Source organism: Mycobacterium sp. ACS1612, assembly GCF_001667505.1.
In the GTDB taxonomy this organism is placed as follows: domain Bacteria; phylum Actinomycetota; class Actinomycetes; order Mycobacteriales; family Mycobacteriaceae; genus Mycobacterium.
In genome coordinates this window covers 236,650-253,647 of sequence record NZ_LZHZ01000004.1, presented here as the reverse complement: position 1 = coordinate 253,647, position 16,998 = coordinate 236,650, and the positions used below count along the sequence as shown (strand labels likewise).

The following is a 16,998-nucleotide window of genomic DNA, read 5'->3' as shown; positions in this document are numbered from 1 at the left end:
GGAGGAGTCGGGTGGATTTCACACCGGACCCGGAACAGCAGGCCGTTGCCGATGTGGTGACGTCAGTGCTCGACCGGGACAACAGCTGGGACGCGTTGGTCGCGGGCGGGGTGACGGCGCTGGCGGTGCCCGAACGCCTCGGCGGTGACGGCGTCGGGTTGCCCGAGATCGCAACCGCGTTGACCGAAATCGGTAGGCACGGCACCGTCAGCCCGGCGCTGGCCACGCTCGGCCTGGGTACCGCGGTGTTGCTCGATCTGGCGTCCGATGATCAGCAGGACCGCTACCTCGCCGGTGTCGCAAAGGGTTCCGTGACCACGGCCGCGCTCAACGAAGCGGGCGCACCGCTTCCGGACCGGCCGTCCACCGCCTTTGCGGACGGCAAACTCAACGGCACGAAGATCGCGGTTCCGTATGCGCAACAGGCGGAGTGGATCATCGTGACGGCCGACAACGCCGTCGTCGTGGTGTCGCCCAAGGCGGCCGGTGTCCAGCTGACCAAGACTCCGTCGTCGAACAAGGGCGACGAATACACCGTGACGTTCACCGGCGCCGAGGTCGACGGCGTGCTCGACGGGGCGTCGCCGCACCGGGTCAACCAGTTGGCGCTGGCAGCGATCGGCGCATTCGCGTCCGGCCTCGTGGCGGGTGCGTTGCGACTGACCGCGGACTACGTGGCCAATCGTCATCAGTTCGGCAAGCCGCTGTCCACGTTCCAGACGGTGGCCGCCCAACTCGCCGAGGTCTACATCGCTTCGCGCACACTGACATTGGCGGCGACTTCGGTGGTGTGGCGACTTGCCGAGGGCCGTGACGCCGATGACGACCTCGACGTGCTCGGCTACTGGCTGGCCTCACAAGCGCCGCCGGTGATGCAGATCTGCCACCACCTGCACGGTGGCATGGGCATGGACATCGACTACCCGATGGACCGCTACTACTCCACCATCAAAGACCTGACCCGGTTGGTGGGCGGGCCGTCGCATCGTCTTGATCTGGTGGGAGCGCAATGTTCATCGAACTGACCCCCGAGCAGCGTCAGCTACAAGCCGAACTGCGCCAGTACTTTTCAGGCCTCATCTCGTCCGACGAATATAAGGAGATGGAGGCTGATCGGCACGGTAAGGCCTACCGCGCAGTGATCAAGCGGTTGGGCAACGACGGCAAGCTCGGCGTCGGCTGGCCGAAGGAATACGGCGGGCTCGGCTACGGCCCCATCGAACAGCAGATCTTCGTCAACGAGGCGCATCGGGCCGACGTGCCGCTGCCCGCGGTCACGCTGCAGACCGTCGGGCCTACGCTGCAGATGTACGGCAGCGATCTGCAGAAGAAGAAGTTTCTGCCCGCGATCCTCGCAGGTGACGTGCATTTCGCGATCGGGTACACCGAACCGGAGGCGGGCACCGACCTCGCGTCTCTGCGGACCACCGCTGTTCGGCAGGGCGATGAGTACATCGTCAACGGGCAGAAGGTTTTCACCACGGGCGGACACGACGCCGACTACATCTGGCTGGCATGCCGCACTGATCCGGAAGCCGTGAAGCACAAGGGAATCTCCATCCTCATCGTCGACACCAAGGATCCGGGGTATTCGTGGACCCCGATGATCCTGTCCGACGGTGCGCACCACACGAATGCCACCTACTACACCGATGTCCGGGTGCCCGCCGACATGCTGGTCGGCGAGGAGAACGGCGGCTGGCGACTGATCACCACCCAGCTCAACAACGAACGCGTGATGCTCGGCCCGGCAGGCCGGTTCGCCAGCATGTACGACCGCATCCACGCTTGGGCGTCCAAGCCCGGCAGCGACGGCGCCACGCCCATCGACCAACAGGACGTGCGCCGCTCGCTCGGCGAGATCCACGCGATCTGGCGAATCAACGAGTTGCTCAACTGGCAGGTGGCCGCGGCGGGTGAGGACATCAACGTGGCAGACGCGGCGGCGACGAAAGTCTTTGGTACCGAGCGCATTCAGTATGCCGGGCGGTTGGCCGAGGAGATCGTCGGCAAGTACGGCGATCCGGCCGACCCGGATACGGCCGAACTGCTGAGGTGGCTTGACAGCCAGACCAAGCGGAACCTGGTGATCACGTTCGGTGGCGGAGTGAATGAGGTGATGCGCGAGATGATTGCGGCGTCGGGTCTCAAGGTGCCGAGGGTTCCCAGATGAGCGCGATCGAGGAGATCCAGGCGGCGGCAGAGAAGGTCAAGGCCGAGGGGAAGAGCAAGCCGCGGGTCGGACGCCATCCGGTCAACCAGCCCATGGTCGACCACTGGCTCGACGCGATGGGGGACAAGAACCCGATCTACGTCGACGAGGACGCCGCCAAAGCGGCCGGCCATCCCGGCATCGTCGCACCGCCTGCGATGATCCAGGTTTGGACGATGGCGGGCCTCGGCGGCGGCCGGCCGGCCGACGACCCCCTCACGAAGATCATGGAATTGTTCGACAGCGCAGGCTTCCTCGGCGTCGTCGCCACGAACTGCGAGCAGACCTATCACCGGTATCTGCGTCCGGGCGAAGAGGTCAGCGTGTTGGCTGAGCTGACCGACGTCGTCGGCCCGAAGAGAACCGCGCTGGGTGAAGGCTTCTTCATCACCCAGAAGATCACCTGGCAGGTCGGTGACGAGGACGTCGCCGAGATGATGTGGCGCATCATGAAATTCCGGCCCGCTGAGAAGAGTGCTGGCGCTCAAGTGCCCGAGGATCTCGATGCGGCCTCGATGATGCGGCCTGCGTCGTCACGCGACACCAAGTTCTTCTGGGACGGCGTCAATGCTCATGAACTGCGGATCCAGAAGATGCCCGACGGCAGCCTGCAACACCCGCCGGTGCCCGCGATCTGGCAGGACAGGGACGCTGCCATCGGGTATCAGGTGGCAAGCGGCAAGGGCACGGTGTTCAGCTTCGTCGTGCACCACGCGCCGAAGGTGCCGGGCCGCACGCTGCCGTTCGTCATCGCGCTCGTCGAACTCGAAGAGGGAGTGCGGATGCTCGGTGAGCTCCGCAACGTGGACCCCGCCGAGGTGGAGATCGGAATGCCCGTCCGCGCAACGTATATCGACTTTCCCGAAGACGAGTCAGGTCCGGCCTGGACGCTCTACGCATGGGAGCCGGACGCATGACCGCGCCGACGATCGAGGTGGGCGCGAAGCTGCCCGAGTTGTCGCTGTACGGTGATCCGACGTTTATCGTGTCGACGGCGATCGCCACGCGCGACTACCAGGACGTTCATCACGACCGCGACAAGGCGCAGGCAAAGGGGTCGAAGGATATCTTCGTCAACATCCTCACCGACACCGGGCTGGTGCAGCGGTATGTCACCGACTGGGCTGGGCCCGAAGCCATCATCAAGTCGATATCGCTGCGCCTGGGCGTGCCTTGGTACGCCTATGACACGGTGACGTTCAAGGGCGAGGTGACTGCCGTCGATGGTGACTTGGTAACGCTGAAAATCGTTGGCAGCAACAGTCTTGGTGATCACGTGATCGCCACCTCGACACTCACGATCGGAGCTGCCTGATGGCCGGTCAGTTGTCCGGGAAAGCGGCGATCGTCGGCATCGGCGCCACCGACTTCTCGAAGAACTCCGGCCGCAGCGAGCTCCGACTGGCGGCCGAGGCCGTGCTCGATGCCCTCGATGATGCCGGCCTGACGCCTGCCGATGTCGACGGCATGGTGACCTTCACGATGGATTCGAACACCGAAGTCGCAGTGGCGCGAGCGACCGGCATCGGTGAACTCAAGTTCTTCTCCAAGATCCATCACGGAGGCGGGGCAGCCTGCGCCACCATTCAGCAGGCCGCAATCGCCGTCGCGACCGGTGTCGCGGATTGCGTTGTCGCATACCGTGCTTTCAACGAACGCTCGGGTACGCGATTCGGTCAGGTGCAGATGCGGCTGGTCGAGAACGCCGACTCGACAGGCGTGGACAACTCGTTCTCCTATCCGCACGGATTGTCCACTCCTGCCGCGCAGGTAGCCATGATCGCCAGGCGCTATATGCACCTGTCGGGCGCGACGAGCAAAGACTTCGGCGCTGTCTCGGTGGCCGACCGCAAGCACGCGGCCAAGAACCCGAAGGCCTACTTCTACGAGAAGCCGATCACCATCGACGATCACCAGAATTCGCGGTGGATCGCTGAACCGCTTCGGTTGCTGGACTGCTGCCAGGAAACGGACGGCGCCGTCGCGATCGTGGTGACGTCGCCCGGGCGAGCCAAGGATCTCAAGCATCGGCCGGTGATCATCGAGGCGGCGTCGCAGGGGGCCAGCCCAGACCAGTATTCGATGGTCAGCTACTACCGGCCGGAGTTGGGCTTGCCGGAGATGGGACTCGTCGGCAGGCAACTTTGGCAGCAGTCTGGACTGAAGCCGACCGATATCCAGACCGCCGTGCTGTATGACCACTTCACCCCATTCACCCTGATTCAGTTGGAAGAGTTGGGGTTCTGCGGTCGGGGCGAGGCCAAGGACTACATCGCTGACGGAGCCATCGAGATCGGCGGGCGGCTCCCGATCAACACACATGGTGGCCAGCTCGGTGAGGCCTACATCCACGGAATGAACGGCATCGCTGAAGGAGTGCGCCAGCTTCGCGGCACCTCGGTCAACCAGGTGCACAGTGTCGAGCATGTACTGGTCACCGCTGGCACCGGCGTACCAACCTCCGGCTTGATCCTCGGTTAGCGATCGGGCAAAGACTCTCAAATTCTCGTCGATCCCGGCGACACGTTGCTCACCCCCTCGGCGGGATACAGGCCCTGTATTCACCTGGGAATAGTCTGTGAGCTGGGATTTGGTCCTGTAACCGTATATCCACGGTAAACGGCGCTTGCATACGCACGTGGGCCCCGGACCAATTTTCGGGTGCGTAAGTCACACCAAAACCATACTAAAGGGATGAAATCTAGCGTGTCAGCTGTGGCTTTGGCTCCGTGGATTTCGTAGTAGACCGACCCGGTCCGGGGGGGTTCACGTGACAACGCAAACATTTGCCCAGCCATGCCCTCGATGTCGTTGACCCTGTTTTCGGCAAATGCCTAGCATGATGCACAACTTGAAGGTCAAGCAAATAAGGGGGAAGTAACCAGAGGGGGTCAAGCCGAAAGGTAACGCGGTGGGAGGGGTCCTGCCGAGGTGGAGTCCTTGCGGGCGCCATTGGCCTTGCGGCTGAAGGTCCTTGCGCCCGAACGTGGGCCAAGACAGAGCAATTCGGAAATCTTGTTTACTTCGGTGGAGTCGAGACTATGGCTCATCTATGGAATTACGCACGAAACGACCAATACGTCCTCCCGGCCTCGGGACCCTTGGAGGACTGTCGAGGGGGGGCTCGCGACAGTATGCATACCGCGCTGCCGAAGGATCTGTCGACACGATTCCCCCTGCCGATGGACGGGCCGCCTTCCCGTTCGGCATTCGGCGGCCCACTTTCGGCTCATTCCTTCCCGCGCTGTGAACATCGGTCAGCACCCGTCGAACGTGGATGCTCCACGCCAGATGTCAGGTTCCTTATCGTCGATGACTGCAAGCTGAATCGCGAGAACCTCGCGACGATCTTCGCCGCGCACGATGGGTCGAAAACGGCGGTGGCGTGGGACCAGCGCTCGTTGTATGCGGCGCTCAGTGAAGCCACGCCTGCGATTGTGCTTTTCAACATGGGCACCCGCGACAACATGACATTGCTCCGACTGGTGAGGGATAGGTGCCCCGAGGCGAAAATCATCGCCGTCGGCATCTCGGAGGATGACGAACCGGAGATCGTTGCATGCGCTGAAGCGGGCGTTGCTGGCTACCACCTCCGGGCAGAGTCCCTTGATGACCTACTCGCGCTCATGTCCAAGGTCGCCAACGAGGAATCGCACTGTTCGCCAAGGGTTTCGGCGATTCTGCTGCGACGACTGTCAACGCTCGCCTCGCAGCGGCGCCCCGAGACCAAGGAACTAGTGCTTACTTCGCGCGAGATCCAGATCCTTCGATTACTCGAAACAGGCCTGTCGAACCGCGACATTGCCGACCACCTGTGTATTGCACTGCATACGGTGAAAAACCACGTGCACAGTGTGTTAACCAAACTTGGTGTCAGCACCCGAGCAGAGGCTGCCGCGTACTCGCGATCCCTCGGGCATCGCGAACTGGCGGAGGAGATCTAGGCCCGGACCCGTTGTCTAAATGACTCCAATGATCCATGTACGGCCGGGTCGGTTTGGGTTAATAGTGGATCGGTGCCGTACGCGTTAGCTGCAGTTCGCCCTCTTGGTCGTTCACAGACTCGACATGGCCGCAGGTTGCTGCCCGATCATCTGTCGTACATCGCGACCCGGGTTCGGCCATGGCGCCTTGGCACGTTTCAGCTGGTGGCCTCCGGGACTTCGAATTAGTTCCGGCGCGCCGAGCCCCCGGAGATGGACATATGTCAGAAAGAGAAGCGACAGAACGGGGGGCGTCAGCAACACTGTCTCGTACTGTGAACGGTGTTGCTGACGTCACGGGCCAAGAGGCATCGCGACTTGCGACGTGTGCGTTCCCGCCGGATTCGCTGGCCTTCGCCATAGTTGCTGGTCTGCGACCACTCGATGATGACGAAAGCCCGAGTCAATCAGGTTACGTATCGGCAGAAACTGCGGCACTGGTACACCAGAGTTCCGAAGCATCAGCGAACTCCGTCGACATATCGGACGCGTCGCCTGAGGCCGCGGCTTGGCAGAAATCGGTAGCAGCGCTAGGAATTGTGATCATCGATGACTGTGCCCTTTTTCGGGAGATCCTGGTCGCGATACTTGCAGCCAGAGGGTTGGTCGTAGAGAGCGAGGCATGGGATCTGCCCTCACTAGTGGCCGCCTTCGAAGGCTCAAGCCCGAGTGTGATGGTGCTCAACATGGCGACTAGAGGCGGTCGCCTGTTGATCCGCGCCGCCAACGATATGAGTCCCGGTGTGCGGATCATCGTTCTTGGCCTTCCAGAAGATGATGAGGAGGCGATCATCGCGTGCGCCGAAGCGGGAGTGGCCGGCTATCACATGCGCGGTGATTCTCTCGACGAACTGATCATGTTGATACACAACGTCGCACGCGGGGAGGCGATCTGTCCGCCCCGGGTGTCGGCTGTTTTGCTCCGTCGGCTTTCGAACCTCGCGTCTCAGCCGCAACTAAGCGGACGAGACTTAGTTCTCACGACCCGTGAGACCCAGATCCTCAAGATGCTGGAACTAGGCCGATCCAACAGGGATATCGCGAAAAGACTCGACATCGCCGTGCATACGGTGAAAAACCATGTCCACAACCTGCTGACAAAGCTCGGAGTGAATACCAGGGCCGAAGCGGCGGCCGTTTCGCGCGCCATGTGGTCTGACCGAGGCGCACGAAAGATCTAGACCTCGGTCCCATCAAATTTGGGTCTGACGGTCTATGTACGCGGCTCGTTTGCCCATCGATAGTTGGGTAATGGTCTTTGAATTAGCTCTGGATCATCGCCGGCGGTCGCTGGCGAACGGCCAATACGTTCTCGCCCTGGTAACCGCATACACAGCAGACGATTTCGCGATCTCCGCGCGCGAGCCGCGCTGATGTGCGGCATTGTTGCGTGCTCAACACATGAGCCAGTGATCGACTACCTTCTTCTGGCTCTGCGGAGGCTGGAATACCGCGGGTACGACTCGGTCGGAGTCGCGGTGCGCACCAACACCGGTGAACTCGCGACGCTTCGCACGGTGGGTCGGATTGGCTCGTTGGATCGACTCGTGAGCGGCTGGACCGGCGCCCCGTTGGGTGACGTGGGTATCGGACACACACGATGGGCGACCCACGGACCTGTCACAGACTGCAATGCGCATCCGCACACTGACTGCAGGGGACGGATTGCTCTGGTGCACAACGGAATCATCGAGAATGCCGATATTCTTCGGGAGGCGCTTTCTGTAACGGGTCATCAATTCGCGTCCTCTGTCGACAGTGAAGTGCTGTGCCATCTGATCGAAGATCAGCTAGACATTTCTAGTGATCTTCTGGACGCTGTACAGACGGCTCTCACCCCGGTCGAGGGCTCCTGGGCGATAGCGGTTGTCGAAAACCGAACTGGCCGAATCATCCTGGCAGCCAATCAATCTCCACTACTCGTGGCGCACACACCTTACGGCGATTTCGCGTCAAGTGACATCGCGGCGATCGCTGAATGGGTCGACGAATTTCAAGTGCTCGAGGATGGTGATGTGATCGAGCTGAATGGCGTCAACGGCCATCACAGCCAGTCCGTAGGGCCGGTGATCGCTCGGTGTGACTGGCATAGCGCCGATGTCGAGCTCAACGGCTACGTCGACTACATGGCCAAGGAGATCGACGAACAGCCGGTTGCCGCCGCCCGGGTGCTGGACGCAGTCGGTGACGGGGTCGCAGATGCGTCGCTGTGGACCGATCTCGGGTTACCGCCGTTCGACCGACTGCAGATCATCGGATGTGGGAGCTCTTTGAACGCGGGGTTTGCCATCGCCAACCTCGTGCGTCGTATCGGGGGTATGGCCGTGACGCTCACTGTGGCGAGCGAGGCCTACGACGAGGTCGTTGAGCCGAGGACGCTGTGCCTTTCGATCAGCCAGTCCGGCGAGACGGCCGACGTACTGCGTGCGCTCGACTCTCGGCCTATCGAGGGACCCATCGTGGCGCTCACCAATAACTTGCACTCGACGTTGGCGCGTCGCGCCGATGCAGTCATCACTTGCGCTGCTGGTCCAGAGATCGGCGTGGCGGCAACGAAGACATTCGTGTGTCAGGTCATTGCCGGTGTCGCATTGATGATTTCGGCGCTTGTTGCCGAAAAGAGAGTATCGATGAAAGACGCCATTCGACTCGTCGACGAACTTCGGCGAATGCCTGACCGGCTTGCAGCGGCAGGCACCGCTGCCAAGTGTCTGGTCCCGCCGATCGCCGAGCAGGTGAGCTCTGCGAGTGGATTTCTATTCATCGCCAGAGGGACCGGGTTACCGTATGCGGCCGAAGGTGCACTCAAACTGAAGGAGCTCACCTATCGGTGGGCCGAACACTACCCGGCAGGCGAACTCAAGCACGGACCGCTTGCACTCGTTGGTGATGGAACTCCTGTTGTCGTTGTTGACAATGGCGATGCCAAACTGCCGGCCAACGTCGCCGAGGTGACTGCTCGCGGTGGCCGCGTCATCAGCATCGGCGGGGCGAGCAGCACAATTCCGTTGGATGACAGCCTCGTGCCGTGGGGTCCGCTCGAGTCGGTGGTGCCGATGCAGATCCTCGCCCGCACTCTCGCACTCTCTCGAGGAAACGACGTGGACAAACCTCGAAATCTGGCCAAATCCGTGACGGTGGAGTGATCGAATGGACCGGCGAATTTCACCCTTCTGCTGCAGTGCCCGCTTCGGTGGTGCGCGATGAGGGCTTTGGTCACGGGTGCCGCAGGATTCATCGGATCCAATCTGGTCGACGGCTTGCTCGCGAGCGGATACCAAGTGGTCGGCGTGGACAACCTCAGCAGCGGATCACTGGCGAACCTGGAGCACGCGTTCAAGTACAACGCGCTCAGCTCAGGGCGATTTATCTTCCTACGCAGAGACATTCAGGCCCCCGATCTTAAAGGCATCGTCGCGGGCTGCAATCCGGATGTCATCTTTCACCTTGCTGCACAGGTGAATGTGCAGACCGCCTTTGACGACCCACAATTCGACGCGCGTAGCAATGTGCTCGGAACGATCAATCTCTGCGAAGCGAGTCGACATGCGGGCGTGCGGCGAATCGTGTACGCAGCGTCCCAGGTGTCCGGCTCTCCTGGTCTTTCCCCCTGCGCGGTTGGAAAATTGGCGGGCGAGATGTATCTGCGCGCCTATGCGGAGACGTATGGGTTGGCACCGATCTGTCTGGCGTTGTCAAACGTCTACGGTCCACGCCAGAATCCCCATGGCCCCGCCGATGCGATCTGGCTTCTGGGAGAGGCGATGATCACCGGCCAGCCTCCTATTACGAGCGTTGGCGGCGCGGCGCTCGACTTCATCTACGTCAGCGACGTCGTGCAGGCCTTCATGCGCGCAGGTTGCGCGCCGATCGGGTTGACCGGTACTTACCAGATCGGTACCGGACAACACACGACGAGCGCAGAGTTGCGGCATTGCTTATCAGCCTATTTCGATGAGCCGTCGACGGATGTCCCGGTCGAGGATGGCCGGCCCGATTTACATGCTGTCGCGCTGACCGACGGGAAGGCAGAAAGAGAGCTCGGGTGGGCGCCCACCGTCGACCTACTGTCCGGTATCGGGCGCACCATGCATTGGCTATGCGGCACTCTGCGGCCGGATCCTTCGCTGTCTGTCGGCGCATGATCTGGAGAAACGATGCATCGCTTCATGACGCCACCCCCCGACATTCGAACGCCAGCGGTGTCTCGGATCTGCGGCGACGCAACGGAGCGACTGTGAAGAAGTTCTTTCAGCCAACGGACGCCGCGGCGCAGTTCGGACCCGTGTCTCCGTGGTGGGTCGCGGATAGTGCGGTGTGGTTCATCGCGGTATGGGTGGCGACCTTCGCGAGATTCGACTTTGACATCGAGCACGTGAGCATGACCCCGACGGCCATCGTCGCGGTGACAGCAATGTTGGCCAATGGCGCGGTAGCCAGTGCAATGGGGATCTACCGACACCGCTACATCGTTGCGAGTTTCGAGGAATGTGCGGCGCTGGCAACTGTCGCTGCTGTCTCGGCCGCGCTGTTGCAGGTCACGGTTGCGTTGGTGGAGCCGTACTCGGTGCCGCGAAGTGTGCCTGTGCTCGCGGGAACATTCGCGCTGGGTGGTGCACTGGGCGTGCGCTGGCTAGCACGCGACTTAGCCCGACGGCGCCGAAACCACGTCGTGCGTCGGCGCAGAGTGGTCGTCCTGGGCGCCGGTCGTACCGGTCAGAATCTGACGCGGCAGATGAAGCTGGACGACAGAATGCCGTATGAACCGGTGGCGTTGCTCGATGACGATCCACACAAGCGGCATCTGCACGTCGCCGGCGTCCAAGTACGCGGTACCAGAAAGGATTTGTCGTCCGTCGTTGCGCGCTTCTGTGCTGACGCTGTGGTGATCGCGATCGCTGATCCAGATCCCGAATTGATCAGGGACGTATCGTCGCAGGCCGCGCTTCTCGGAGTCGGAGCGTTGATTGTGCCATCCGGTGCCGAACTGGTGCGCAGTACACGACAAAGCAACGATGTTCGCGATCTGGATCTTGATGGCCTCCTTGGTCGCTCACCGGCCCACCTGGACGAGGACATCATCGCCGCCGAGATCTCCGGACGTCGTGTGCTTGTCACCGGTGCTGGTGGATCCATCGGCTCGGAAATGTGCCGCCAGATTCATCGGTTCGAACCGGCCGCACTTGTGATGCTCGACCGAGATGAGTCGGCTCTCCATGCTGCGCAACTGTCGATCTACGGTCGAGCGTTGCTCGACGAGGACGACACCGTCCTCGCCGATATCCGTGATGGATGTGCGATGCGCCGGATATTCAATGCGTGCCGGCCAGAGGTGGTCATCCACGCTGCGGCTCTCAAGCATCTGCCGTTGTTGGAAAAGTATCCGCTCGAAGCCTGGATGACCAACGTCGTCGGAACCTGGAACGTCTTATGTGCGGCAAGCGAAGTGGGCGTAGGGACCTTCGTCAACATCTCCACCGATAAAGCGGCGCGCCCGGTCAGTATCCTCGGATACAGCAAGCGGGTCACCGAACGGCTCACGGCGCATACCGCGCGGCGCGTCGATGGACGGTTTGTCAGCGTCCGCTTCGGCAACGTTCTCGGATCCCGCGGCTCCGTGCTAGAGGCCTTCTCGCGCCAAATTGCGGAAGGTGGCCCGGTAACGGTGACGCACCCCGACGTCACGCGGTTCCTCATGACGATTCCCGAGGCATGCCAACTGGTCCTGGAAGCGGCTGCCATCGGCACCGGTGGTGAGGCTCTGGTATTGGACATGGGGACGCCGGTGAAGATTGTCGACGTTGCGCGGCTGTTGATCTGCCGAGCAGACCGTAGCGACATCGAGATCGTGTACACGGGACTGCGAGCCGGCGAGAAGCTCCATGAGGAATTGTTCGGTCCGGGAGAGATACGCGACCACCGGCCGTCACATCCGCTCGTCTCGCATGTGACCGTCCCTCCGTTGGCGCTGGTCGATGGCGAGGCCAGCTTGAACAGGTTCGCCGACCACAGTTCGGCTCTCCGGTGGATGGCATCGGAAGCCGGCGTGATGACTGACTCGCAGGTCGAGCTGACCAACTACCAACCACCCGGCCGGAACCTGACATCGGTGGGGACCGAGGCGCCGAGGTCGGCGGTGTGATGAGCCGAATCTACCTGTCCGCGCCCGATGTTGGGAAGCGAGAAGAGGAAATGTGCTTGGCCGCATTGCGTTCCGGCTGGGTTGCACCGCTCGGACCGATGGTCGACGCGTTCGAAGGGGCGCTGGCCGATCGATGCGCTCGGCGTTTCGCGGTCGCGCTGAGTTCCGGCACCGCGGCACTGCATCTTGCGTTGCTCGAGCTCGGTGCCGGGCCGGGGAAAGTGGTGATCGTGCCGACGATGACGTTCGCCGCCACGGCATACTCCGTCGTCTATACCGGTGCAGCACCAGTTTTCGTCGATTGTGACCAGGACTCCGGCAACGTGGATCCGAATCTCCTGAACGAAGCGGTGCTCTCGCTGCAGCGCCAAAGGGTACCCATCGCGGCCGTCATCGCCGTCGACTTGTTCGGACACTGTGCGGACTACAGCCAGATTGAGGCCATATGTCAAAGTGCCGGTGTGCCACTGCTTTCGGACGCCGCAGAAGCTCTCGGAGCCGGCCACGCCGGTCGTCCCGCCGGCTCATTCGGCGCTGCCGCAATCCTGAGTTTCAATGGCAACAAGGTGATCTCCACCAGCGGTGGAGGTGCGCTACTGACCGACGACGAGCGATTCGCCCAGCGCGTTAGGTATCTCAGCACCCAGGCCAGGCAACCGGCTCGGCACTACGAACACACGGAAATCGGCTACAACTATCGATTGAGCAACGTCCTAGCCGCACTTGGGCTCGCGCAACTGGAACGGCTCGACGAGATGCTCGCGCGACGGCGGAGGTTGCGGCAAGGCTACGGCGAGCTTTTCGCAAATGCCGAGGGCGTGACGATTTTCCAGAGCGGCCACGCATCTGAGGACAACTGTTGGCTCACCGCGATTCTCGTCGACCCGGTAGTCGCTCAATGGAAGCCGGCCGAGCTCGCGGCCGTGTTAGATCTTGCCGATATTGAAAGTCGCCCGCTCTGGAAGCCGATGCACCAACAGCCGGTGTTCGCCGGCGCCCGCGCATTCCTGCGCGGCAACGCCGATCGATTGTTCGCAACGGGGCTCGCCTTGCCGAGCGGGTCTTCGCTGACACAGGCCCAGGTCGACCGAGTACACGCGCTCATTCGGTCGTTCCTTTCCGCCTCTTTTACCCCAGGAGCGTCGAATCATGTCTCCTGACTGCGCTCCGGGCTCACAGCTGAAGCGAGGTTTCGACCTGTTGGCGTCGTCCGCACTTCTGCTCTTGCTCTCGCCCGTGTTCGCGGTTATTGCGCTGCTGATTCGGTGCACGTCCGGTTCTCCCGTGATTTTCCGTCAGCAACGGCCGGGACGGCACGAACAAATCTTCACGATGTACAAGTTTCGAACGATGCGCCCACCGTTACCGGGTGAGAACCCATGGACCACCGACGACGTGCGAACGACCCGCATTGGACGCGTACTGCGCAAGACGAGCCTTGATGAACTACCGCAGCTCGTCAATGTCCTCACCGGACGAATGAGCCTCGTCGGCCCGCGCCCCCTGCTAGCGGAGTACCTCGACAAATACTCGCGCCATCACGCCCGTCGCCACGATGTCCGCCCCGGAATCACCGGTCTGGCACAGGTCAGCGGGCGTATGTCTTTGCCGTACTCGGCGAAACTAGACCTCGATGTGCGCTATATCGATGAATGGTCGTTCCGACTTGATCTCCGCATACTCCTCAGGACGCTAACCGATCCTTTTGATCACCCTGCGCATCGTGCGTTCGAAGAATTTGACGACCTCGGACTGACCTCCGAAATACGGAGACACGGGGTCCGAACATGAGCCGCCCGCGGGGTTTCGTCGTCTCGAAAGGCGAGGCACGCAGCTGGGAGCGGGCGTCCCTGCCGTGCATCGAGGGTGCAGTTTGCATCTATTGGCGCCGGAGCGACGACCCATGAGGATTCTCCTCACTTGCGCCGGCCGCCGCGGGCAGGTTGTACGCGCCTTTCAGGAGGCCGTTGGAGCAACGGGATCGGTCGCCGTCTGCGATTCGAGCGCGGACGCGCCGGCTATTCAGGACGCCGACGAGGCGTTCGTCGTGCCGCCCGTCAACGACGACGGCTACATCGTCGCTCTGCTGAGTATCTGCGAGGCCGCACACATCGATTTGCTGGTGCCCGCACTGGAGCCCGAGTTGCCGAAGCTGGCCGCGCAACGCGCCCACTTCCTCAGTCTCGGAACGACCCCGGTCGTCTCCTCTCCCAACGTCGTAGCAACCTGCTACGACAAGTTGCGAGCTGCCGATTTCGTGATCCGCGCGGGTCTCTTGCATCCATTGACCTTTACCTCGCTCGACGAGTGCCAGGCCGCGCTGCTGAATGGCGAAGTTTCGTTCCCGCTCGTGGTAAAGCCACGCTGGGGAGTCAGTTCCATCGGCGTTTACTTCCCGGAGGATGCGGAAGAGCTGAAATTATCGTATTGGCTGGCGCAGAAGCAGATCGCGCGCTCATTTCTCGGAGGGGCAAGCTCCACGGATTCGTCGCGCTGCATCCTCATTCAGCAGCGCTTGGAGGGAATCGAGTATGGGCTCGATGTCATCAACGATCTGCAAGGCAACCATGTGTGCACCTTCGCCAAGAGGAAGCTCCGGATGCGCGCTGGCCAGACGGACCAGGCGATCACGATCCACAATGAACGCTTCAACCGCATCGGGCGCGCGATCGGTGAGGGGCTCGGCCACATCGGGTTGCTTGACTGCGACGTCTTCGCGTCAGGGTCCGGCGTATACGTACTGGACTTGAATCCGCGGCTCGGCGGCGGTTATCCCTTTTCGCATCTCGCGGGCGCCGATTATCCGGCCGCATTGGTTGCGTGGGCACGCGGAGAGGCACCCGAGCCGCGCTGTTTTGAGCTTGAACCAAACGTCATGGCCTCGCGCGAAGACAGCATGCTGCGCCATGGCGTGGGTCGTGTCGCCGACCTCGATCGAAGAATGCGGGTCTGACCAATGAGCGGGCGGGAAATCGAGGAAAGGCGCCTGAGCGTCGCGGACGTATGCCACGTCTTGCGCCGCCTACGGCTAATTGTCTTGTCATCGCTGTACACGCCGGTGTGGTTGCAGGCGACTGTGTCTGCGCGGATGGAAAGGGGACCTCTTGTCTCTGCATGAGTACCAACAGCTTCTGCGCGACGGGAAATGGTGGATCGCTGCCGGGCTGCTCCTTGGCATGCTCGTCGGTCAATTGATCGCGATGACTAGCGTCCCGTCCTACGTCGCAACCACTACGCTGTATTTCGCAGCGCTTCAAGGTGCCGGCGAGCCCGGGCAGGCGTACAACGGAGCCCTGCTCTCTGAGCAGAAGGCCCGCGCGTATGCCCAACTAATAGTCAGCGACCGTGTGCTGGACGAGGTCGCGAACGACACGACCGACGCCTGCCGAAACGGTTGCGGCCGAATTGCGCCCAGCGCGATCACCGTTCAGTCCAGCGCGGGAGACCCGACGTTGATCGTGAAGGTTGCCGATCCGTCCGCTCAACGCGCCGCGATGTTGGCCGATACCCTCGCCGCGAAGACCGCCAACCTAGTTTCAGACCTGGAGCGCCCTCGCGGTAACGCCGCCGACACCATTACGACGTTACGGATACTCGCCCCCGCTAAGGTGCCGACAACGCCAGCGTCTCCCAACCTCAAAGTTGACGTCCTAGTGGGTGCCGTGATTGGCACCTTCCTCGGCCTATCGGTGGCCCTCATTCGGCGCAAAATGGACAGATCGCTACGCACGCGGGAAGCATTGGAGGAGCTTGCAGGTCTACCGCTGCTCGGGACTGTTCCAGACGACAAGCCGTCTCGGCGGACTCCGAGTCTCATTGCGGATCGACCTCACGGGCACGTCGCGGAGGCGGTACGGAAGTTACGGGTCAACCTTCGTTCCGCCGGGACAGGTAGCAAATACACCAGCCTGCTCGTGACGAGCGCGGTGGTCGGGGAGGGCAAGACATCCCTGGTGTGTAATCTCGCCGCCGCGTTCGGCTTCGAGGGCGACAGGGTCCTTCTGATCGACGCAGACCTGCGTCGGCCCGGCGTCGGCAATTACCTTGGGGTAAATCCGACATCCGGCCTTAGCACGGTCCTTCTCGGCGAGTGCCAGCCCCACGATGCAATTGAGTCGTGGAGGGGCGGGCTGTTCGACGTTCTCACGAGCGGGCCGATACCAGACAACCCGAGCGAGCTACTGGGTTCGATCGGTCTGATCCTCACCGAGCTCGAGAGTCGATACGACGTCATAGTGGTCGACTCGCCTGCACTGCTTCCGGTCGCTGACGCAAGCGTGCTCGCTCGTGCTTGCGACGCTGCGTTGCTCGTGGTGAGGCACGGCGAGACACCTGCTTCAGAAGTCACGGACGCCCTTGCTGCTTTGCGTGCAGTGTCTGCGCGCGTGCTTGGCTGCGCATTCTCTATGGGGCCACAGCCAAACCGAAACTTACGATCACGTGCCGCTCAGGCTTCGGTTCAGCAAGCACAGAATCCCCGTCAGTCGCAACCAAGCTCAGTGCCTCGAACAGACGTTACACCTGGCAGGAAGCGCTCCGAGGAAAGCACGAAACCCAGTTCGGGAGAAGAGATGACGACAGCGAACCCGGTGCTCGTAGACCAAGCAGGGCCGGACGGTTCGGATCAATGACGGAATGCCGCGCGCAGCCTTGCGACGTTG

General features: G+C 62.0%; 14 protein-coding genes. All 14 read left to right on the top strand.

Going from position 1 to position 16,998, the window contains the following annotated elements; translation table 11 throughout:
- Positions 1-11 precede the first annotated feature (11 nt).
- Positions 12-1,025: an acyl-CoA dehydrogenase family protein gene (locus A5724_RS02430; RefSeq protein WP_067795573.1), complete on the top strand. Its 1,014-nt coding sequence runs from the start codon at positions 12-14 to the stop codon at positions 1,023-1,025.
- Positions 1,010-2,173, top strand: a complete 1,164-nt coding sequence (gene fadE29, locus A5724_RS02425; protein WP_067795572.1) for an acyl-CoA dehydrogenase FadE29 — start codon at positions 1,010-1,012, stop codon at positions 2,171-2,173. The genes A5724_RS02430 and fadE29 overlap by 16 nt, the downstream gene beginning before the upstream one ends.
- The gene (locus A5724_RS02420) at positions 2,170-3,129 is read left to right on the top strand and encodes a bifunctional MaoC family dehydratase N-terminal/OB-fold nucleic acid binding domain-containing protein (protein ID WP_067795569.1); all 960 of its coding nucleotides are present in this window, start codon (positions 2,170-2,172) and stop codon (positions 3,127-3,129) included. The genes fadE29 and A5724_RS02420 overlap by 4 nt, the downstream gene beginning before the upstream one ends.
- Positions 3,126-3,527 carry a MaoC family dehydratase gene (locus tag A5724_RS02415; protein ID WP_067795564.1) on the top strand — a complete coding sequence of 134 codons (402 nt, stop codon included), beginning with the start codon at positions 3,126-3,128 and terminating at the stop codon, positions 3,525-3,527. Before A5724_RS02420 ends, A5724_RS02415 begins: the two co-directional genes overlap by 4 nt.
- Entirely contained in the window at positions 3,527-4,693 is a 1,167-nt protein-coding gene (locus tag A5724_RS02410; protein ID WP_067795561.1) for a lipid-transfer protein, read from the top strand. Before A5724_RS02415 ends, A5724_RS02410 begins: the two co-directional genes overlap by 1 nt.
- 653 nt (positions 4,694-5,346) lie before the next feature.
- The gene (locus A5724_RS32780) at positions 5,347-6,156 is read left to right on the top strand and encodes a response regulator transcription factor (RefSeq protein ID WP_232004673.1); all 810 of its coding nucleotides are present in this window, start codon (positions 5,347-5,349) and stop codon (positions 6,154-6,156) included.
- 314 nt (positions 6,157-6,470) lie between these two features.
- A complete protein-coding gene (locus A5724_RS02400; protein WP_232004672.1) occupies positions 6,471-7,376 on the top strand; it encodes a response regulator transcription factor in 906 nt (301 codons plus the stop codon).
- 192 nt (positions 7,377-7,568) lie between these two features.
- Positions 7,569-9,341, top strand: a complete 1,773-nt coding sequence (gene glmS / locus A5724_RS02395) for a glutamine--fructose-6-phosphate transaminase (isomerizing) (protein ID WP_067795552.1) — start codon at positions 7,569-7,571, stop codon at positions 9,339-9,341.
- Positions 9,342-9,398: 57 nt separating this feature from the next.
- A complete protein-coding gene (locus tag A5724_RS02390) occupies positions 9,399-10,340 on the top strand; it encodes an NAD-dependent epimerase/dehydratase family protein (protein ID WP_067795549.1) in 942 nt (313 codons plus the stop codon).
- A 272-nt stretch (positions 10,341-10,612) separates the two neighbouring features.
- Positions 10,613-12,337 carry a nucleoside-diphosphate sugar epimerase/dehydratase gene (locus tag A5724_RS02385; RefSeq protein ID WP_197518518.1) on the top strand — a complete coding sequence of 575 codons (1,725 nt, stop codon included), beginning with the start codon at positions 10,613-10,615 and terminating at the stop codon, positions 12,335-12,337.
- The gene (locus tag A5724_RS02380; protein WP_067795541.1) at positions 12,337-13,497 is read left to right on the top strand and encodes a DegT/DnrJ/EryC1/StrS aminotransferase family protein; all 1,161 of its coding nucleotides are present in this window, start codon (positions 12,337-12,339) and stop codon (positions 13,495-13,497) included. Before A5724_RS02385 ends, A5724_RS02380 begins: the two co-directional genes overlap by 1 nt.
- Complete coding sequence (locus tag A5724_RS02375; protein ID WP_082964805.1) at positions 13,487-14,128, top strand: sugar transferase; 642 nt, start codon at positions 13,487-13,489, stop codon at positions 14,126-14,128. Before A5724_RS02380 ends, A5724_RS02375 begins: the two co-directional genes overlap by 11 nt.
- A gap of 112 nt (positions 14,129-14,240) precedes the next feature.
- On the top strand, positions 14,241-15,290 hold the full coding sequence (locus A5724_RS02370) for an ATP-grasp domain-containing protein (RefSeq protein WP_067795539.1): 1,050 nt from the start codon (positions 14,241-14,243) through the stop codon (positions 15,288-15,290).
- A 151-nt stretch (positions 15,291-15,441) separates the two neighbouring features.
- Complete coding sequence (locus A5724_RS02365) at positions 15,442-16,968, top strand: polysaccharide biosynthesis tyrosine autokinase (RefSeq protein ID WP_067795536.1); 1,527 nt, start codon at positions 15,442-15,444, stop codon at positions 16,966-16,968.
- Positions 16,969-16,998 lie beyond the last annotated feature (30 nt).

Coding starts and splice junctions, on each gene's coding strand:
- fadE29 (WP_067795572.1), top strand. CDS start 1,010: ATGTTCATCGAACTGACCCCCGAGCAGCGTCAGCTACAAGCCGAACTG.
- A5724_RS02420 (WP_067795569.1), top strand. CDS start 2,170: ATGAGCGCGATCGAGGAGATCCAGGCGGCGGCAGAGAAGGTCAAGGCC.
- A5724_RS02415 (WP_067795564.1), top strand. CDS start 3,126: ATGACCGCGCCGACGATCGAGGTGGGCGCGAAGCTGCCCGAGTTGTCG.
- A5724_RS02410 (WP_067795561.1), top strand. CDS start 3,527: ATGGCCGGTCAGTTGTCCGGGAAAGCGGCGATCGTCGGCATCGGCGCC.
- A5724_RS32780 (WP_232004673.1), top strand. CDS start 5,347: ATGCATACCGCGCTGCCGAAGGATCTGTCGACACGATTCCCCCTGCCG.
- glmS (WP_067795552.1), top strand. CDS start 7,569: ATGTGCGGCATTGTTGCGTGCTCAACACATGAGCCAGTGATCGACTAC.
- A5724_RS02390 (WP_067795549.1), top strand. CDS start 9,399: ATGAGGGCTTTGGTCACGGGTGCCGCAGGATTCATCGGATCCAATCTG.
- A5724_RS02380 (WP_067795541.1), top strand. CDS start 12,337: ATGAGCCGAATCTACCTGTCCGCGCCCGATGTTGGGAAGCGAGAAGAG.
- A5724_RS02375 (WP_082964805.1), top strand. CDS start 13,487: ATGTCTCCTGACTGCGCTCCGGGCTCACAGCTGAAGCGAGGTTTCGAC.
- A5724_RS02370 (WP_067795539.1), top strand. CDS start 14,241: ATGAGGATTCTCCTCACTTGCGCCGGCCGCCGCGGGCAGGTTGTACGC.